Origin of the sequence: Amycolatopsis magusensis (genome assembly GCF_017875555.1) — a bacterium.
GTDB lineage: Bacteria > Actinomycetota > Actinomycetes > Mycobacteriales > Pseudonocardiaceae > Amycolatopsis > Amycolatopsis magusensis.
Genome location: NZ_JAGGMS010000001.1, coordinates 8,131,107 through 8,145,125, shown reverse-complemented (window position 1 = coordinate 8,145,125; position 14,019 = coordinate 8,131,107). Strand labels below are relative to the sequence as shown.

At 71.3% G+C, this 14,019-nt stretch carries 13 protein-coding genes; 5 read left to right on the top strand and 8 right to left on the bottom strand.

Translation table 11 applies throughout. The features are described 5' to 3' along the window. Positions 1–61: 61 nt before the first annotated feature. The gene (locus JOM49_RS36495; protein WP_308158997.1) at positions 62–2,086 is read right to left on the bottom strand and encodes an NPCBM/NEW2 domain-containing protein; all 2,025 of its coding nucleotides are present in this window, start codon (positions 2,084–2,086) and stop codon (positions 62–64) included. A gap of 204 nt (positions 2,087–2,290) precedes the next feature. Here JOM49_RS36495 and JOM49_RS36490 point away from each other — a divergent pair, with 204 nt between their 5' ends. After that, entirely contained in the window at positions 2,291–3,130 is an 840-nt protein-coding gene (locus JOM49_RS36490) for an urea carboxylase-associated family protein (protein WP_209668683.1), read from the top strand. After that, positions 3,127–3,717, top strand: coding sequence for a mycothiol-dependent nitroreductase Rv2466c family protein (locus JOM49_RS36485; RefSeq protein WP_209668682.1), 591 nt, complete (start codon positions 3,127–3,129; stop codon positions 3,715–3,717). The genes JOM49_RS36490 and JOM49_RS36485 overlap by 4 nt, the downstream gene beginning before the upstream one ends. Here the strand turns inward: JOM49_RS36485 and JOM49_RS36480 are convergent. After that, positions 3,683–4,123 carry a MarR family winged helix-turn-helix transcriptional regulator gene (locus JOM49_RS36480; RefSeq protein ID WP_209668681.1) on the bottom strand — a complete coding sequence of 147 codons (441 nt, stop codon included), beginning with the start codon at positions 4,121–4,123 and terminating at the stop codon, positions 3,683–3,685. The two genes, JOM49_RS36485 and JOM49_RS36480, sit on opposite strands and share 35 nt — an antisense overlap. A gap of 69 nt (positions 4,124–4,192) precedes the next feature. Between JOM49_RS36480 and JOM49_RS36475 the strand changes: the two genes are divergently transcribed. Next, complete coding sequence (locus JOM49_RS36475; protein ID WP_209668680.1) at positions 4,193–4,606, top strand: PaaI family thioesterase; 414 nt, start codon at positions 4,193–4,195, stop codon at positions 4,604–4,606. Here the strand turns inward: JOM49_RS36475 and JOM49_RS36470 are convergent. Further along, positions 4,593–5,018, bottom strand: coding sequence for a DUF6292 family protein (locus tag JOM49_RS36470; protein ID WP_372444161.1), 426 nt, complete (start codon positions 5,016–5,018; stop codon positions 4,593–4,595). The genes JOM49_RS36475 and JOM49_RS36470 overlap by 14 nt on opposite strands. Before the next feature lie 71 nt (positions 5,019–5,089). Next, entirely contained in the window at positions 5,090–5,530 is a 441-nt protein-coding gene (locus JOM49_RS36465; protein ID WP_209668678.1) for an Hsp20/alpha crystallin family protein, read from the bottom strand. 107 nt (positions 5,531–5,637) lie between these two features. Here JOM49_RS36465 and JOM49_RS36460 point away from each other — a divergent pair, with 107 nt between their 5' ends. Further along, a complete protein-coding gene (locus JOM49_RS36460) occupies positions 5,638–6,222 on the top strand; it encodes an HSP18 transcriptional regulator (RefSeq protein WP_209668677.1) in 585 nt (194 codons plus the stop codon). Here JOM49_RS36460 and JOM49_RS36455 read toward each other — a convergent pair. Together JOM49_RS36455 and JOM49_RS36450 are read right to left on the bottom strand one after the other, a co-directional pair. Next, positions 6,212–7,216 (bottom strand): alpha/beta hydrolase, encoded by a 1,005-nt coding sequence (locus JOM49_RS36455; RefSeq protein ID WP_209668676.1) that lies wholly within the window; start codon positions 7,214–7,216, stop codon positions 6,212–6,214. The genes JOM49_RS36460 and JOM49_RS36455 overlap by 11 nt on opposite strands. Positions 7,217–7,301: 85 nt before the next feature. After that, positions 7,302–9,083, bottom strand: a complete 1,782-nt coding sequence (locus JOM49_RS36450; protein WP_209668675.1) for a thiamine pyrophosphate-requiring protein — start codon at positions 9,081–9,083, stop codon at positions 7,302–7,304. Between the two features lie 104 nt (positions 9,084–9,187). Here JOM49_RS36450 and JOM49_RS36445 point away from each other — a divergent pair, with 104 nt between their 5' ends. Continuing rightward, entirely contained in the window at positions 9,188–10,375 is a 1,188-nt protein-coding gene (locus tag JOM49_RS36445; protein WP_209668674.1) for a zinc-dependent alcohol dehydrogenase, read from the top strand. Between the two features lie 200 nt (positions 10,376–10,575). Here the strand turns inward: JOM49_RS36445 and JOM49_RS36440 are convergent, their stop codons facing one another. After that, positions 10,576–11,685 carry an acetate/propionate family kinase gene (locus tag JOM49_RS36440; RefSeq protein ID WP_245369595.1) on the bottom strand — a complete coding sequence of 370 codons (1,110 nt, stop codon included), beginning with the start codon at positions 11,683–11,685 and terminating at the stop codon, positions 10,576–10,578. Next, positions 11,685–13,988 (bottom strand): phosphoketolase family protein, encoded by a 2,304-nt coding sequence (locus JOM49_RS36435; RefSeq protein WP_245369594.1) that lies wholly within the window; start codon positions 13,986–13,988, stop codon positions 11,685–11,687. Before JOM49_RS36435 ends, JOM49_RS36440 begins: the two co-directional genes overlap by 1 nt. Between the last annotated feature and the right edge of the window lie 31 nt (positions 13,989–14,019).

Genomic DNA, 14,019 nt, shown 5'->3' with positions numbered 1-14,019 from the left:
CGGCGGCGGTTCACCGTGGACGGTGGATCAGTGGATTCCCTGCACACCCCGCCGTGCGCACTCAGCAGGTGATGGTCAGGTCCGCCCAGTCGGCGTGGTCGCCCGCGGTGCCGTTGCCACCGTCGGTGACCACCAGCCGGACCGCCTTCGCGCCGGAGATGTCGGCGTGCAGCGGCGCGGCCGGGTCCGCCTGGGTGAGCACCCCGCTGTCGTGGATCCGTTCCCCGTCGGCCCACACCTCGAAGGTGACCGCGCCGGTGCGGCCGTCGTCCACGCCGACCACCGCCCGCACCTGCGAGCACGAGCCGCCGGTGAAGTACTCGACCGACGCGGGCGCGTGCGTGCCGAGGCCCTTGGCGTAGGTGACCCCGCGCAGGGTGAGCGGGCCGCCGTCACCGGCGATGCGCTGGCCGTTCGCGCGGTCCTTCTCGACCGGCCCCCACCCGTTCGACGAGCGCAGCCACAACACGTCGCTGAGGTACCGGGTGCCGAGCACCGGCAACTCGGGGACCACGGCTTCGGACTGGTAGGTCGTCGTCGCCGGCGTGCCGTGCTGCGGGGTGAGGTAGGTGAAGGTGGCGGTCACCGGATAACGCCCGGGCGGGGTGCCCGGCGGGGCCGACACCTGCCAGGTGGTACGGAACTCCTCGGACTCGGGCAGCAGCGGCGTGCCCGGTTTCGAGGTCGCCCGGATCGACCAGTCCGGCGGTCCGGTCAGGTGCGCCTGCACCCCGTGGACCGGCGCGCCGCCGAGGTTGGCGAGGGTGGTGGTGTAGGCGGCCGGGGTGCCCGGCGCGACCACCGGCAGCGCCTGCGCGTAGGACAGTTCGACCTCCGCGGCGCCGTCGAGCGCGGGCGGCTGCTGGAACCAGTGCCGGTCCGCGCCGATCCGGTACATCGCGGTGCCGTGCCCGGGGACCAGCGCGCTGACCCGGCCCGTGGTGTGCCCGTCCGTGTGCGCCCAGAGGTCACGCAATTGGTACCCGCTCGCCTGCGGCAGGCCGATTTCCGCCGCGGTGGTCTCGATCCGCGCGGGCGTCTCGTTCTCGTTGAACAACGCGACCGCCTTGTCGCCGTTGGCCAGCGGTTTGACGAACACCGTCAGCCCGTTCGCCGAGCGGATCGGCACGCCCTGCACGCCGAGCGGGTCCTGGTCGATCGCGATGACGTCCCGGTTGCCCAGGATCTCGAAGGTTTCCGGCGACACCTTCCGCAGGTCGGCGCCGATCAGCAGGGGCGCGGCCATCATCGACCACAGCGAGAAGTGCGAGCGGTACTCGGTGGCGGTCATGCCGCCGTTGCCGACCTCCAGCATGTCCGGGTCGTTCCAGTGCCCCGGCCCGGCGTGCGCGGCGTGCGCGGTGTTCGACTTCATGATGCTGACGACGCTGGCCCAGCTGTCGTTGATGTCGATGGTGGTGCGCCACAGGTGCCCGACGCCCTTGCCCCACTGCCACGGGTCGTTCGTGCCCCATTCGCAGATCGCGAACACGATGGGCCGCCCGGTGGCGCGCAGCGCGTCGCGCATCTTCGTGTACCGCTCGATCGCGCCGACGCCCTGGTTGTTGCAGTTGTCGTACTTCAGGTAGTCGACACCCCAGGAGGCGAACAGGTTCGCGTCCTGCTGTTCGTGGCCGAGCGCGCCGGGGAAACCGGCGGGGTTGCAGGTCTTGGTGCCCGCGCTGGAGTAGATGCCGAACTTGAGGCCCTTCGCGTGCACGTAGTCGGCGACCGCCTTGATGCCGTGGGGGAACCGCACGGGATCCGGCACGAGGTCACCGCTGGGCGCGCGCTGGGGCAGCGCCCAGCAGTCGTCCAGGTTGACGTAGGTGTACCCGGCGTCCTTCAACCCGCGGGAGACGAAGATGTCGGCGATGCCGCGGATCAGCGCGTCGTCGAAGTCGGCTTCGCAGTGGGTGCTGTTCCAGTTGTTGAAGCCCATCGGCGGGGTGAGGGCCAGGCCGTCGCCCAGTGGGGACGCCGTGGCCGTGCCGGGTGGGGCGAGGACGGCGGTGGTGCCGAGCAGCAGCGACGCGGCCAGGACCTGGCCCCAGCGGCGCGCCGGTGTTCTTCGTTTCGCGGACACGGGAAATCCTCCTCGGTTCGGCGGAAAAAACCGGGCCGGACGCGGCGGAAAGCGCGAAAATCGCTTACCATGTAGCCGCCCGGGCGGGGTGAGCGCGCCAATCCGAACACCCGCCACGCGGGTGGACAACCCCCTGCGTTCTTCCGCCGGAATACCCCTCATCATCTGCATCACCCCTAGTCGAACGGATAAAGGAGAAAAGCCGTGGGTGATTTCCCGTCCGCCTACCAGGGGCCGACGCTCGCCGTGGACCGGGAGTTCTACACCGGACTGGCCGAAGGCGGGCGTGAGCTGGTGGAGCGGTTCGAGGTGCCGATCCGGTCGGGTCGCGCGTGGACGGTGCCGCGCGGGCACCTGTGCCGCCTGGTGACCGTGGACGGTCCACAGGTCGGTGACCTGAACCTGTGGAACGCCAACGATCCGCGTGAACGGCTGTGGGCCTCACGCACCCGGCAGTTGCAGCGCGCGCACGTGAGCACCTTCGACCGGTTGTGGTCGAACCTGCCGTTCCTGCGCCCGCTGGTCACCGTCACCGCCGACACACTGGCGGGCTACGGGCCCGACGAGCACGGCGGCCGGGTCCACGACCTGCTCGGCACGCGCTGCGATCCCTACGTGAACCGGCTGCTCACCGGCGAGGACTTCGATTTCCACTGCCATTCGAACCTGGTGCGCGCGGTACTGCCGCACGGGCTCACCGAATTCGACGTGCACGACGTGCTCAACGTATTCCAGTGCACCGGGCTCAACGACGAGGATCGCTATTTCATGAAAGCGTGCCCGGCGCGGCCGGGCGATTTCTTCGAATTCTTCGCCGAACTGGATCTGCTCTGCGCGTTGTCCACCTGTCCCGGCGGTGATCTGTCCGTGCCGCTGTGGGGGCCGGACGCACGCGACCCGCTCGACACCTGCCACCCGATCGGCGTGGAGGTGTACCGGCCCGCCGCCGGACTGCTCGAGGGCTGGCGCCCGCCGGAGCGGGCCGCCTACCGCAACCTGCACGGCCTGCGCGCACCCGTGGCGTCAGAAGGGAAAGATCGATGACCGACCGGCGGTTCGCCGACTTCTGGTTCGACCCGTCCTGTCCGTACACCTGGCTCACCTCGCGCTGGATGACCGAAGTGGAGCGGGTGCGCCCGGTGCGGGTGCGGTGGCACGTGATGAGCCTGGCCGTGCTCAACGAACACGCCGAAGTGGACCCGGAGGGTGACACCGACGGGTACCTCTGGCTGCCGGTCCGGCTGTTCACCGCGGTCGAGCGGCGTTACGGGCAGGAGGCGCTCGCCAGGCTCTACACCGCATTCGGCACGCGCGTGCACCGCGACGGCCAATGGGGTTTCGAGGGCGTGCTCGCGGACGCGGGATTACCGCCGGAATTGGCCGCGGTGGCCGAGTCCGCCGAATACGACCAGGCCGTGCGGACTTCGCACGCCGAGGGCATCGCGAAGGTGGGCGACCACGTCGGCACCCCGGTGATCTCCTCGGGTGGGGTGTCCTTCTTCGGGCCGGTGATCTCCCGGGTGCCGCGCGGGGAGGACGCCGGGCGGTTGTGGGACGGCACGCTGCTGGTCGCCGCCGTGCCCGGTTTCCACGAGCTCAAGGGCCGTCGTCACGAGGAGCCGGAGTTCTGAACCCGGCCAGCTTGGCCAGCGCGGCGACGGTGTCGTCGAAGCCGTCGCCGAGCAGTGCGTGCAGTTCGGCGTTGAACCGGTCCATCTCCGGCCGGATGCGCTCCAGCGCCGCGGCACCTTCGTCGGTCAGCGTCAGCACCACGGCCCGGTGCTGGTCGGGGTGGCGGTCCCGGGCGAGCAGGCCCGCGCCGGTCAGCCGCTGCACCATCGCGGTGATCCCCGATTCCCGCTGACCCAGCGTGCGAGCCAGGTCCCGCTGGGTCAGCCCGGGCGTCTCCCGCACCGCGAACAACGCGCCGAGCTGGGCGGTGGTGAGCCCGGCCGCGGCGAGGCAGCGGCGATCGGCGTCCACGCGCAGCTCGTGGGCGGCGCGCTGGAGCAGGAAGTACAGGCGCTGCTCGGGCATGGCCCCGATCTTGACAGGCCGCGGGGCCACGCGCCATTCTCGCTTCACTAGTGAAGTGAGGTGGTCGCGATGGACCTGGCCGTCGCCCGTGCGGGACTCGACTCGCAGCCGTTCAGCAAGCTGCTCGGTGCCCGGCTCGCCGAGTTCGGCGACGGCGTCGCCGTGCTGGAGCTGGACATCCGTGACGAACTGCGGCAGCAGAACGGGTTCGTGCACGGCGGGGTGCTCAGCTACGCCGCCGACAACGCGCTGACCTTCGCGGCCGGCAGTGTGCTCGGGCCGGAGGTGCTGACCAGCGGGTTCACCATCGACTACCTGCGCCCGGCGACCGGCCGCCTGCTGCGCGCGGAAGCGAGCGTGGTGCGCGCGGGCCGGTCCGGGGCGACCTGCCGGTGCGATCTGTACACAGTGGACGATCAGCGCCGGTTGTGCGCCATCGCGCAGGGGTCGATCGCGGTGGCCCGGGGGCTCAGCTCGCCTTGAGCAGTTCGGTCACGTAGGGCCGCAGCCGGTCGGTGAGCCAGTCGTGCGCACCGGCTTCCCGCAACCGCGGTGGTTCCAGCAGGCCGGGCCGCCCGGCGAGCACGTTCGCGGCGAACCGGGCCACCTTCGCCGGGCGTGCCAGCAGGTCGTGCCCGAGGTAGGCGACCACCAGCAGGTCCTCGGCGGAGTGGGTCTCCACCGCCATCGCCCAGCCGAACCGCTCGTCCCAGATCAGGGCCACGTCGCGGTCGGGGTAGCGGGGCAGCCGCCCGTCCAGCGCGATGTAGGCCGACGCGGGGGTGCCGGCGTCGACGGTGCAGGACTCCGGTCCGGCACCGCACGCCGAACCGACGGCGGCGGTGTACGCGCGCAGCGCGCGGGTCAGTTCGAAGTTGGTTTCCAGCAGGGGCACCACGGTCGTCGCGAGCCTTTCGCAGTCTGGGGCCGCCGCCCCGGGCCGGGGCGGCGGCAGCCGTCCGGGGATCAGGCCTGGATCTCCTTGCGGTCGGAACCGCGGCTGGAGATGGCGATCTTGCGGGGCTTCGCCTGTTCGGCGATCGGGATGCGCAGGGTCAGCACGCCGGCTTCGTAGTCGGCGTGGACGCGCTCGGTGTCCAGTGAGTCACCGAGGAACAGCTGGCGGGAGAACACGCCGAGGGGTCGCTCCGCGACCTGCATCTCGACGTCACCGTCGGTCTTCGCGGGCCGCCGTTCCGCCTTCACCGTGAGCACGTTGCGCTCGATGCCGAGCTCGATGCCGTCGGGGTCGACCCCGGGAAGGTCGAACATGACCACGAACTCCTCGCCGGCGCGGTAGGCGTCCATCGGCATCGCGGCCGGCTTCGACCAGGTGCCCGCGGCGGTGCCGAGCATCTGCTGGGTCAGGCGGTCGAGGTCGCGGAACGGATCGGTGCGCATCAACATCGGGATCCACCTCCTGGGGTTCGAGAACAAGGGGTGTCAACACGCACTGGATGTTCTACCATGTCGTCACAAGGATGACAAGACGAATGTCGTCGAGAGGATGACACGTGGACCCAGAACAACGATTGCGGCAGGTCAGCGCCGCTTTGGCGGAGTCCGGGGCGACCCCGGAGAGCCTGGTGGAGGCGCTCATCGCGTTGCGGGAGCTGCGCGAGGAGATCTCGGGCTGGGAGCCCGAACTGATCTCGGCGGCCCGCGCGCAAGGCGTCAGCTGGGCGGCACTGGCGCCCGCGCTCGGTGTCGCGAGCCGTCAGGCGGCCGAACGCCGGTACCTCCGGCTCAAACCGTCGGCCTCGGGTGAAGCCACCGGGGAAGGCCGGGTGCGGGCCCAGCGCGACCGGCGTGCGGGCGAACGCGCGGTCGCCACCTGGGCGCGGGAGAACTCCGGCTCACTCCGGCAACTGGCCGGGCAGGTCAGCGCGGTCGGCGGGCTCGACTCGGCAAGCGCCGGCCGGGTGCGCCAGGCACTCGGCGACGACGACGCGGCGGCCCTGCTGTCCCCGCTGGCGGAGGCGAACCAGCAGCTCCAGGCCGGTCACCAGCAGCTCGCCGCCGAGGTCGCCGCCGTCACCGAGCACACCGCGCGGCTGCGCCGGGACGCGATCGATTCGCGGCGGCTGGTCAGCGAATGACCACGACCTCCGGGCACCGGCTGAGCGGGCCGTCGAACAGCCGGGTGGCTCGTCGGCGCAGGTGCAGATCGAAGAACGCGCGCAGGTGGGTCCGCGTCGCGGTGACCACCCGGCCCGGGGACGTCGGGCCCAGCCGGGCCGGGTCGTGCGGGAGCAGCGGTTCGTAGTCGGTGAACGACAGGGGAGTGGTGCCGAGCACCTTCAACTCGCGTTTCCAGCCGCGGTGACGGGCCCAGAACGCCTCCGGGGTCTGCGCTCCTTCGCTGCCGAGCAGCAGGATCGGGCGGTCGTGGCCGCCCGTCGAAGGCAGTGGCGCGCCGTCGAGCACCACGCCCGCGCGCAGCCGGATGTCGCGGTACATCGCCTCGGCGGTGGTGCCGCCGCCCGCGCCGTGCCCGAACACGCCCAGACGCCCCAGATCCAGGACCGAACCGAGCCACGGCGGCAGGACCCCGTCGCCGGGTATGCGGCCTTCGGCCAGTGAGGTCAGCTTGGCCAGCACGGTTTGCACGTCTTCGACCCGTGCCTCGAGGTGGGCCTGCTTCGCCGCCCGCCGCCCGGCGATCCGGCCACCGGGGAAGTCGACCGCCGTCTCGTAGGTGTGGTCGATGGTCACCACCACGTACCCGTGGCTGGTCAGGTCCTCGACCAGGCTCGTGTGGAAGTCGCGGGGTGAGCCGAGATCGGGCGAGAACACCAGCACGGGCCGCTTCTCCCCGCGCAGCACGGCCGCGCCGTCGACGCTGTGCAGGTCGATCGCGGTGAGGTCCAGGTCGTCCGTGCTCGCCGTGGCGGCGGCGCCCTGGCCGAGGTACCGCGCGGGCCGGCCACCGCCCGCGGACGGGTACCAGAGGCTCACCATGAGTTCGCGGAACGGCTGGTCCGGCACCCAGGGATCCGGCCGGGACCAGTCGACCAGCCGCAGCGCCACCCGCCCTGGGGTGTGCGGCCCGCTCGGCCGGGGCAGCGCTCTTTTCGTGATTACGCTCGTCATGACCGTTCCTCCTCGAACCCGCCTGGGGGCAGTTTCGAGGAGGAACGGGGCCGCGGCTTCCCCCGCGGGACGGAGATGCCTCCGCCTAAGGGAGGAGTTCCTGCGCCTTCGTCTTGAGGCCTTCCTTCGCCATGTGCCAGGCGTTCGGGTCCCCGCGGAGCACGGCCTGCGTGGTCGACTTGATCTGGTCGAAGGTGGCGTGCGGCGGGATCGGCGGCACTTCCGGGTCGCAGCGCACGTCGAGCACGGTCGGGCCGTCCGAGGCGAGCGCCTGCTCCCAGGCCGGGCCGACCTGATCCGGGCGGTCCACGGTGATGCCGCCGAGGCCGATCCCGCGGGCGAAGTCCGCATAGGACACTTCGGGCAGGTTCTGCGACTCCTCGAACTTCGGCGCGCCACCCATCGCCCGCAGCTCCCAGGTGACCTGGTTGAGGTCACCGTTGTGCAGCACGCAGACGATCAGCCGCTGGTCCGCCCACAACGACCGGTAACGCGCGATCGTCATCAGCTCGGCCAGCCCGTTCATCTGCATGGCGCCGTCACCGGCCAGCGCGATCACCGGCCGGTCCGGGTGGGCGAACTTCGCGCCGATGGCGTAGGGCACCGCGCAGCCCATGGTGGCCAGCGTGCCGGAGAGCGAGCCGCGCATCTCACCGCGCATGCGCAGGTTGCGCGCGTACCAGTTGGCGGCGGACCCGGAGTCCGCGGCGATGATCGCGTTCTCCGGGACCCGCGGGGAGAGTTCGTGCACCACGCGCATCGGGTTGACCGGGTCGGCGTCGACCATCGCCTGCTTGCCGACGGTGTCCCACCACTGTTCGACGTTCTTCTCGATCTTGCCCCGCCAGCCGTCCGCGTTCTTGCGCGTGAGCAACGGCAGCAGCGCCCGCAGCGTGCTCCGCGAATCGCCGAGCAGGTTGACCTCGGTGGGGTAGCGCAGGCCGAGGAACCGGCCGTCCAGGTCGATCTGCACCGCCCGCGCCTGCCCGAACTCCGGCAGGAACTGCGAGTACGGCAGGCTGGAGCCGACGATCAGCAGGGTGTCGCACTCCTGCATCAGCTCCCAGCTGGGCCGGGTACCGAGCAGTCCGATCGAACCGGTCACAAAGGACAGTTCGTCGGAGAGCACGTCCTTGCCCAGCAGCGCTTTCGCGATCCCGGCGCCGGTCAGGTCGGCGAACTGCAGGAGTTCCTCGACCGCGGGCCGGGCGCCCTGGCCGGCGAGCACCGCCACCTTCTCCCCGGCGTTGATCACCTCGGCCGCGGCTGCGAGCTGGTCCGGCGGCGGCACCATGGTGGCCTGCGGCAGGTCGGGCGGGCTCGACGGCACGTGCTTGAACTCGTGCTGCGGTGGCGTGTACTTCAGGTCCTGCACGTCGGCCGGGATGATCAGCGCGGTCGGTGCGCGCTGGGTCAGCGCGGTCCGGAACGCACGGTCCAGCGCGTTCGGCAACTGCTCCGGCACGTTGACCTCGACCAGGTATTCGCTGGCCACGTCCTTGTACAGGGCCTGGAGGTCGACCTCCTGCTGGTAGCTGCCGCCCATCGCGCTGCGGGCGGTCTGCCCGACGATGGCGACCACCGGCACGTGGTCCAGCTTCGCGTCGTAGAGGCCGTTGAGCAGGTGGATCGCCCCGGGACCCGAGGTCGCCATGCAGACACCGACGCGGCCGGTGAACTTGGCGTAGCCGACCGCGGCGAACGCGGCCATCTCCTCGTGCCGCGCCTGCACGAACTTCGGGTCGTCGTCCGCTCTGCCGAACGCGGCGACCAGTCCGTTGATGCCGTCACCGGGGTAGGCGAAGACCTGCTCCACCCCCCACTGCCGCAACCTGTCCAGCACGAAATCCGCGACCGTGTCAGCCATACCGTCTCGGGTACCGCGCCGGATCGGCCGTTAAACGGAAGTTTGCCGAGCGGGTGGGCGGGCACCCGGACGGGCAAGAAGTCTTTACGCGGACGGAGGACGAGATGAAGGCGGTCACCTGGCACGGCAAGCGTGACGTGCGGGTCGACACGGTCGACGACCCGAAGCTGGTCGAACCCACGGACGCGATCATCCGGGTCACCTCGAGCGGGATCTGCGGCTCGGACCTGCACCTGTACGAGGTGCTCGGCCCGTTCATGGGCGAAGGCGACATCCTCGGGCACGAGCCGATGGGCGTGGTCGAGGAGGTCGGCCCCGAGGCGAAGGGCCTGAAGCCGGGCGACCGGGTGGTGGTGCCGTTCAACATCTCGTGCGGCCACTGCTACATGTGCGACATGGGCCTGCAGTCGCAGTGCGAGACCACCCAGGTCCGCGACCAGGGCAAGGGCGCGGCGTTATTCGGCTACACCAAGCTCTACGGCCAGGTCCCCGGCGGCCAGGCGGAGTACCTGCGGGTCCCGCAGGCGCAGTACGGCCCGATCAAGGTGCCGGACGGCCCGCCGGACGAGCGGTTCGTCTACCTCTCCGACGTGCTGCCGACGTCCTGGCAGGCGGTCGAGTACGCGGCCGTGCCGAAGGGCGGCAGCGTGGTCGTGTTCGGCCTCGGCCCGATCGGGCAGATGTGCTGCCGGATCGCGCGGCACCGCGGGGCGGGCAAGGTGATCGGCGTCGACCTGGTCGACGAGCGGCTGACACTGGCCGAGCGGCACGGCGTGACCACTGTGGACCTGCGCACCCAGGCCGAAGTCGGTGGCGTGATCCGCGACCTGACCAGCGGACGCGGCGCCGACTCGGTGATCGACGCGGTCGGCATGGAGGCCCACGGCGCGCCGGCGGGCAAGGTGGCCCAGCAACTGGTGGGCCTGCTGCCGAAGCCGATCGCGGCGAAGGTGACCGAGAAGGCCGGGATCGACCGGCTGAGCGTGCTGTACGCGGCGATCGACGCGGTCCGGCGTGGCGGCACGATCTCGCTGAGCGGCGTCTACGGCGGCATGCTCGACCCGCTGCCGATGATGGAGCTGTTCGACAAGCAGATCCAGCTGCGCATGGGCCAGGCCAACGTCCGGCGCTGGATCGACGACCTGATGCCACTGGTCACCGACGACGCCGACCCGCTCGGCGTGGAGGACCTGGCCACCCACCGCCTGCCGCTGGAAGACGCGCCGCAGGCCTACAAGATGTTCCAGGAGAAGCGCAACGGGGCGATCAAGATCCTGCTCCAGCCCGCCTGACGAGCAAGGCCGTGCGAGGTCGCGCCGGTCACCGGGCTGGGGTGCGTCGGGCCGCCCAGCGGCACGGCGTGCCCCGGCCCGGGGAGCGGCTCAAGAGCGACCTCGCCGCCCTGCCGGAGGCGGGGCCAAAGACACGGCGCGCGCTGTACATGCCGATCTGGCTGTGCAGCGTGCGCCGTTTCCACGTTCTAGGGAATGTCTTACGTCCGCTTCGGCTGGGCGGCGCGGGCGGTTTCCATGGCCAGCTGGAGTTCTTCACGGGACTGCACGGTCAGCACCGGCACCCCGCCGCGGCTGATCACGGCGTCCTCTTCGCGGGCGGTGTCGAGTCCGCCCCGGAACCCGAGCACGCCGAGTCCGGCGGCGATGTCCTCGGCGACCTCCGGCTGGTCCCAGCCGATGTCCCCGGTGAGCACCAGGCCGTCGATCCGGTCCAGGCTCGCCGCGACCCCGGCCAGTTCGCGCCGGGTGCGATGGGTGAACACGTCCAGCGCGAGCTGCGCGCGGTCGTTTCCGTCACGAGCGGCGCGCACCAGCTCACGGGTGTCCTCGGACAGCCCACCGGACAAGCCGAGCAGCCCGGATTCGTGCTGCAGCCCGTGTTCCAGCTCCTCCAAGGTCAGCTTCTGCTCACGCAGCAACCACACCAGCATGCCGGGATCGACCGTGCCGGAGCGCTTGGCCATCGCCAGGCCCTCCAGCGGGGTGAAACCCATCGACGTGTCGACGCTGCGGCCACCGCGCACCGCGCAGACCGACGAGCCGCCGCTGAGGTGCGCGATCAGCAGGTTCAGTGACTCCGCGGGCTTGCCGAGCAGCTCACTGGCCCGCAGCAGCGCCCAGGCGAAGGAGATGCCGTGGAACCCGTAGCGGCGCAGGCCCCAGTCGTCCCGCCACTGCCGAGGCAGCGCGTAGGTGCGGGCGACCTCGGACAGTCCGTGGTGGAATGCCGTGTCCGGGCAGAGCACGTGCGGGCGTTCCGGGATCTCCGTCCGCAGGAAGTCCAGCAACGCCACCGTGTTCGGCACGTGCAGCGGGGCCAGCGAGGTCAGCCCGCGTACCTTCTCGCAGAGTTCGTTGTCGACGGCCACCGCCTCGGTCAGCTCCGGGCCGCCGTGCACCAGCCGGTGCCCGACCGCGGAGATCGCGTCCGTCGGCATCCGGTCGAGCAGCTCGCGCAGCTCCTTGCGGGCTTCGTCGGAGTCGGCCGGGTGCCCGATCTCGGCGGCGTCCACCACGCGGTGGTCCGTGGTGTCGACCAGATGGGCCCGCAGGCTCGACGAGCCGGGATTGACGGTGAGGATCAACATCACGACCACCTCCACTGGGTGAATTCGGCCGGGTCTTCGCCATCCCGGTAGGCGCGGTGCCGCAGCTCGTCCCGTTCGCGGAGCAGGGCGTCGGCGAGGTCGCCGCCCCGCGAACTCCAGCCGCCGGCGTGCGACAGCGCCGCGGCGGCCAGGTCGTACCGGCTCATCCGGTTGACCACCAGCAGGTCGAACGGCGTGGTGGTGGTGCCCTCTTCCAGGTAGCCGTGCACGTGGAAGCGGTTGGGCCCGGCCCGGCCGTGCAGCACCTCGTGCACGGCCGACGGGTAGCCGTGGAAGCCGAACACCACCGGCACGTCCTCGCCGAAGCAGGCGGCGAACTCCTCGTCGCTCATGCCGTGCGAGTGCCGGTCACGCGGGGCGAGCGCGAGCAGGTCGACGACGTTGACCACGCGCACCCGCAGGTCCGGCGCCGACCGGCGCAGCAGCCACGCGGCGGCCATCACCTCGGTCGTCGGCGTGGTCCCGGCGCAGGCCAGCACCACGTCCGGGCCCTCGCCGCCGTCGGTGCTCGCCCACGACCACACCCCGGCGCCCGCCTGGCAGTGCGCCCTGGCCTCGTCCAGGCCGAGCCACACCGGGCTCTGCTGCTTGCCCGAGACCACCACGTTGATCAGCCCGGTGGTGTCCAGGCAGCGGCGCAGGGTGACCAGCAGCGTGTTCGCGTCCGGCGGCAGGTAGACCCGCGCCACCGAGGACTTCTTGTTCAGCATCGAGTTGATGAAACCGGGGCCCTGGTGGCTGTAACCGTTGTGCTCCTGGCGCCAGCCGTCGCTGCTGAGCAGATAGTTCAGGCTCGGCACCGGGGTGCGCCAGCCGACCTCGGCGGAGATCTTGAGGAACTTGGCGTACTGGTTGGCCATACCGTCCACCACGGAGGCGAAGGCTTCGTAGGTGGCCAGCAGCCCGTGCCGCCCGGTCAGCAGGTAACCCTGCAGCCAGCCCTGGCACAGGTGCTCCGAGAGCACCTCCATCACCCGGCCACCGCGCCCGAGGTGCTCGGCGTACCCGGGGGCTTCGCGGGCGAACGCGCGGGGTGTCGCCTCCAGCACCGCGCCGAGCTTGTTGGACTCCAGTTCGTCGGGACACATGATGCGGAAGTCGCGGCGTTGTTCGGTCTCGCGCATCAGTTCGGCGAGCCAGACGCCGAGCACGCTCGTCGGCCCGGCCTCGCTGCCACCCGGTTCGTCCACGGGCTCGGCGAAGCGTTCGAGCTCGGGCAGCGGCAGGGGTTCCCGCAGCTGACCGCCGTTGGCCTGGGGAACCCGGCCGAGGCGCAGATCGCCCTCCGGTGGCACGGCCAGCAGGTCGTCGGCCGGGCGGCCGTGCTCGTCGAACAGTTCCTCCGGCCCGTAGGAGCGCAGCCACTTCTCCAGCAGCGCCAGCTCGCGGGGGTCGTCGGCGGCACCGGTCAGCGGGACCTGGTGCGCGCGGAACGTCCCGGCCAGCGGCTTGCCGTCGGCGTCCTCCTCCGGGGCGCCGGCGCCCTTGGCGCTGCGCAGCACGATCATCGGCGGCCGCTCGTCCTCGAGGCCCGCGTACGCCGTGTCCAGCGCGTCGGCCAGCAGCTTGTCCGGGTCGGCCGCCGTGGTCACGTCGACGATGAGCGGGGCCCAGCCGCAGCCGCGGAAGTAGTCGGTCAGCTCCTCGTCCGACATCGTGCCGTAGATCGTCGGCGACGCGATCTTGTAGCCGTTGAGGTGCAGGATCGGCAGCACCGCGCCGTCCACGCCGGGGGTGCGGAACTTGGCGCCGTGCCAGGAGCCCGCGGTGGGCCCGGTCTCCGCCTCGCCGTCGCCGACCACGCAGGCGACCAGCAGGCCGGGGTCGTCCAGCGCGGCGCCGAACGCGGTGGCCAGCGCGTAACCCAGCTCGCCGCCCTCGTGGATCACCCCGGGCACCTCGGGGGAGAGGTGGCTGGGGAAGCCGCCCGGCCAGGAGAACCGGCGCACCAGCTCGGTCAGCCCGCGTTCGTCCAGGCTCAGCCGCGGGTCGTACTCCGCGTGGGTGCCTTCGAGCCAGAGGTTCGCGTGGATGGCGGGCGCGCCATGGCCGGGCCCGGTGACGAGCAGGGTGCGCCTGCCGGTCTCGCGCACCAGCCGGTTCAGTCCACTGTAGACAAGGGTGAGGCCGGGGCAGGTGCCCCAGTGGCCCAGCGGCCGGGGTTTCAGGTGCTCGGCCCGCAGCGGTTCGCGCAGCAGCACGTTGTCCCGCAGGTAGATCATCGCGGCGGCCAGGTAGTCGCAGGCCCGGCGGTACCGGGCCGGCGGCGTGGCGTCGGGCAACGGTTCAGCCTTTCCTCGGGTGCCCCCACCG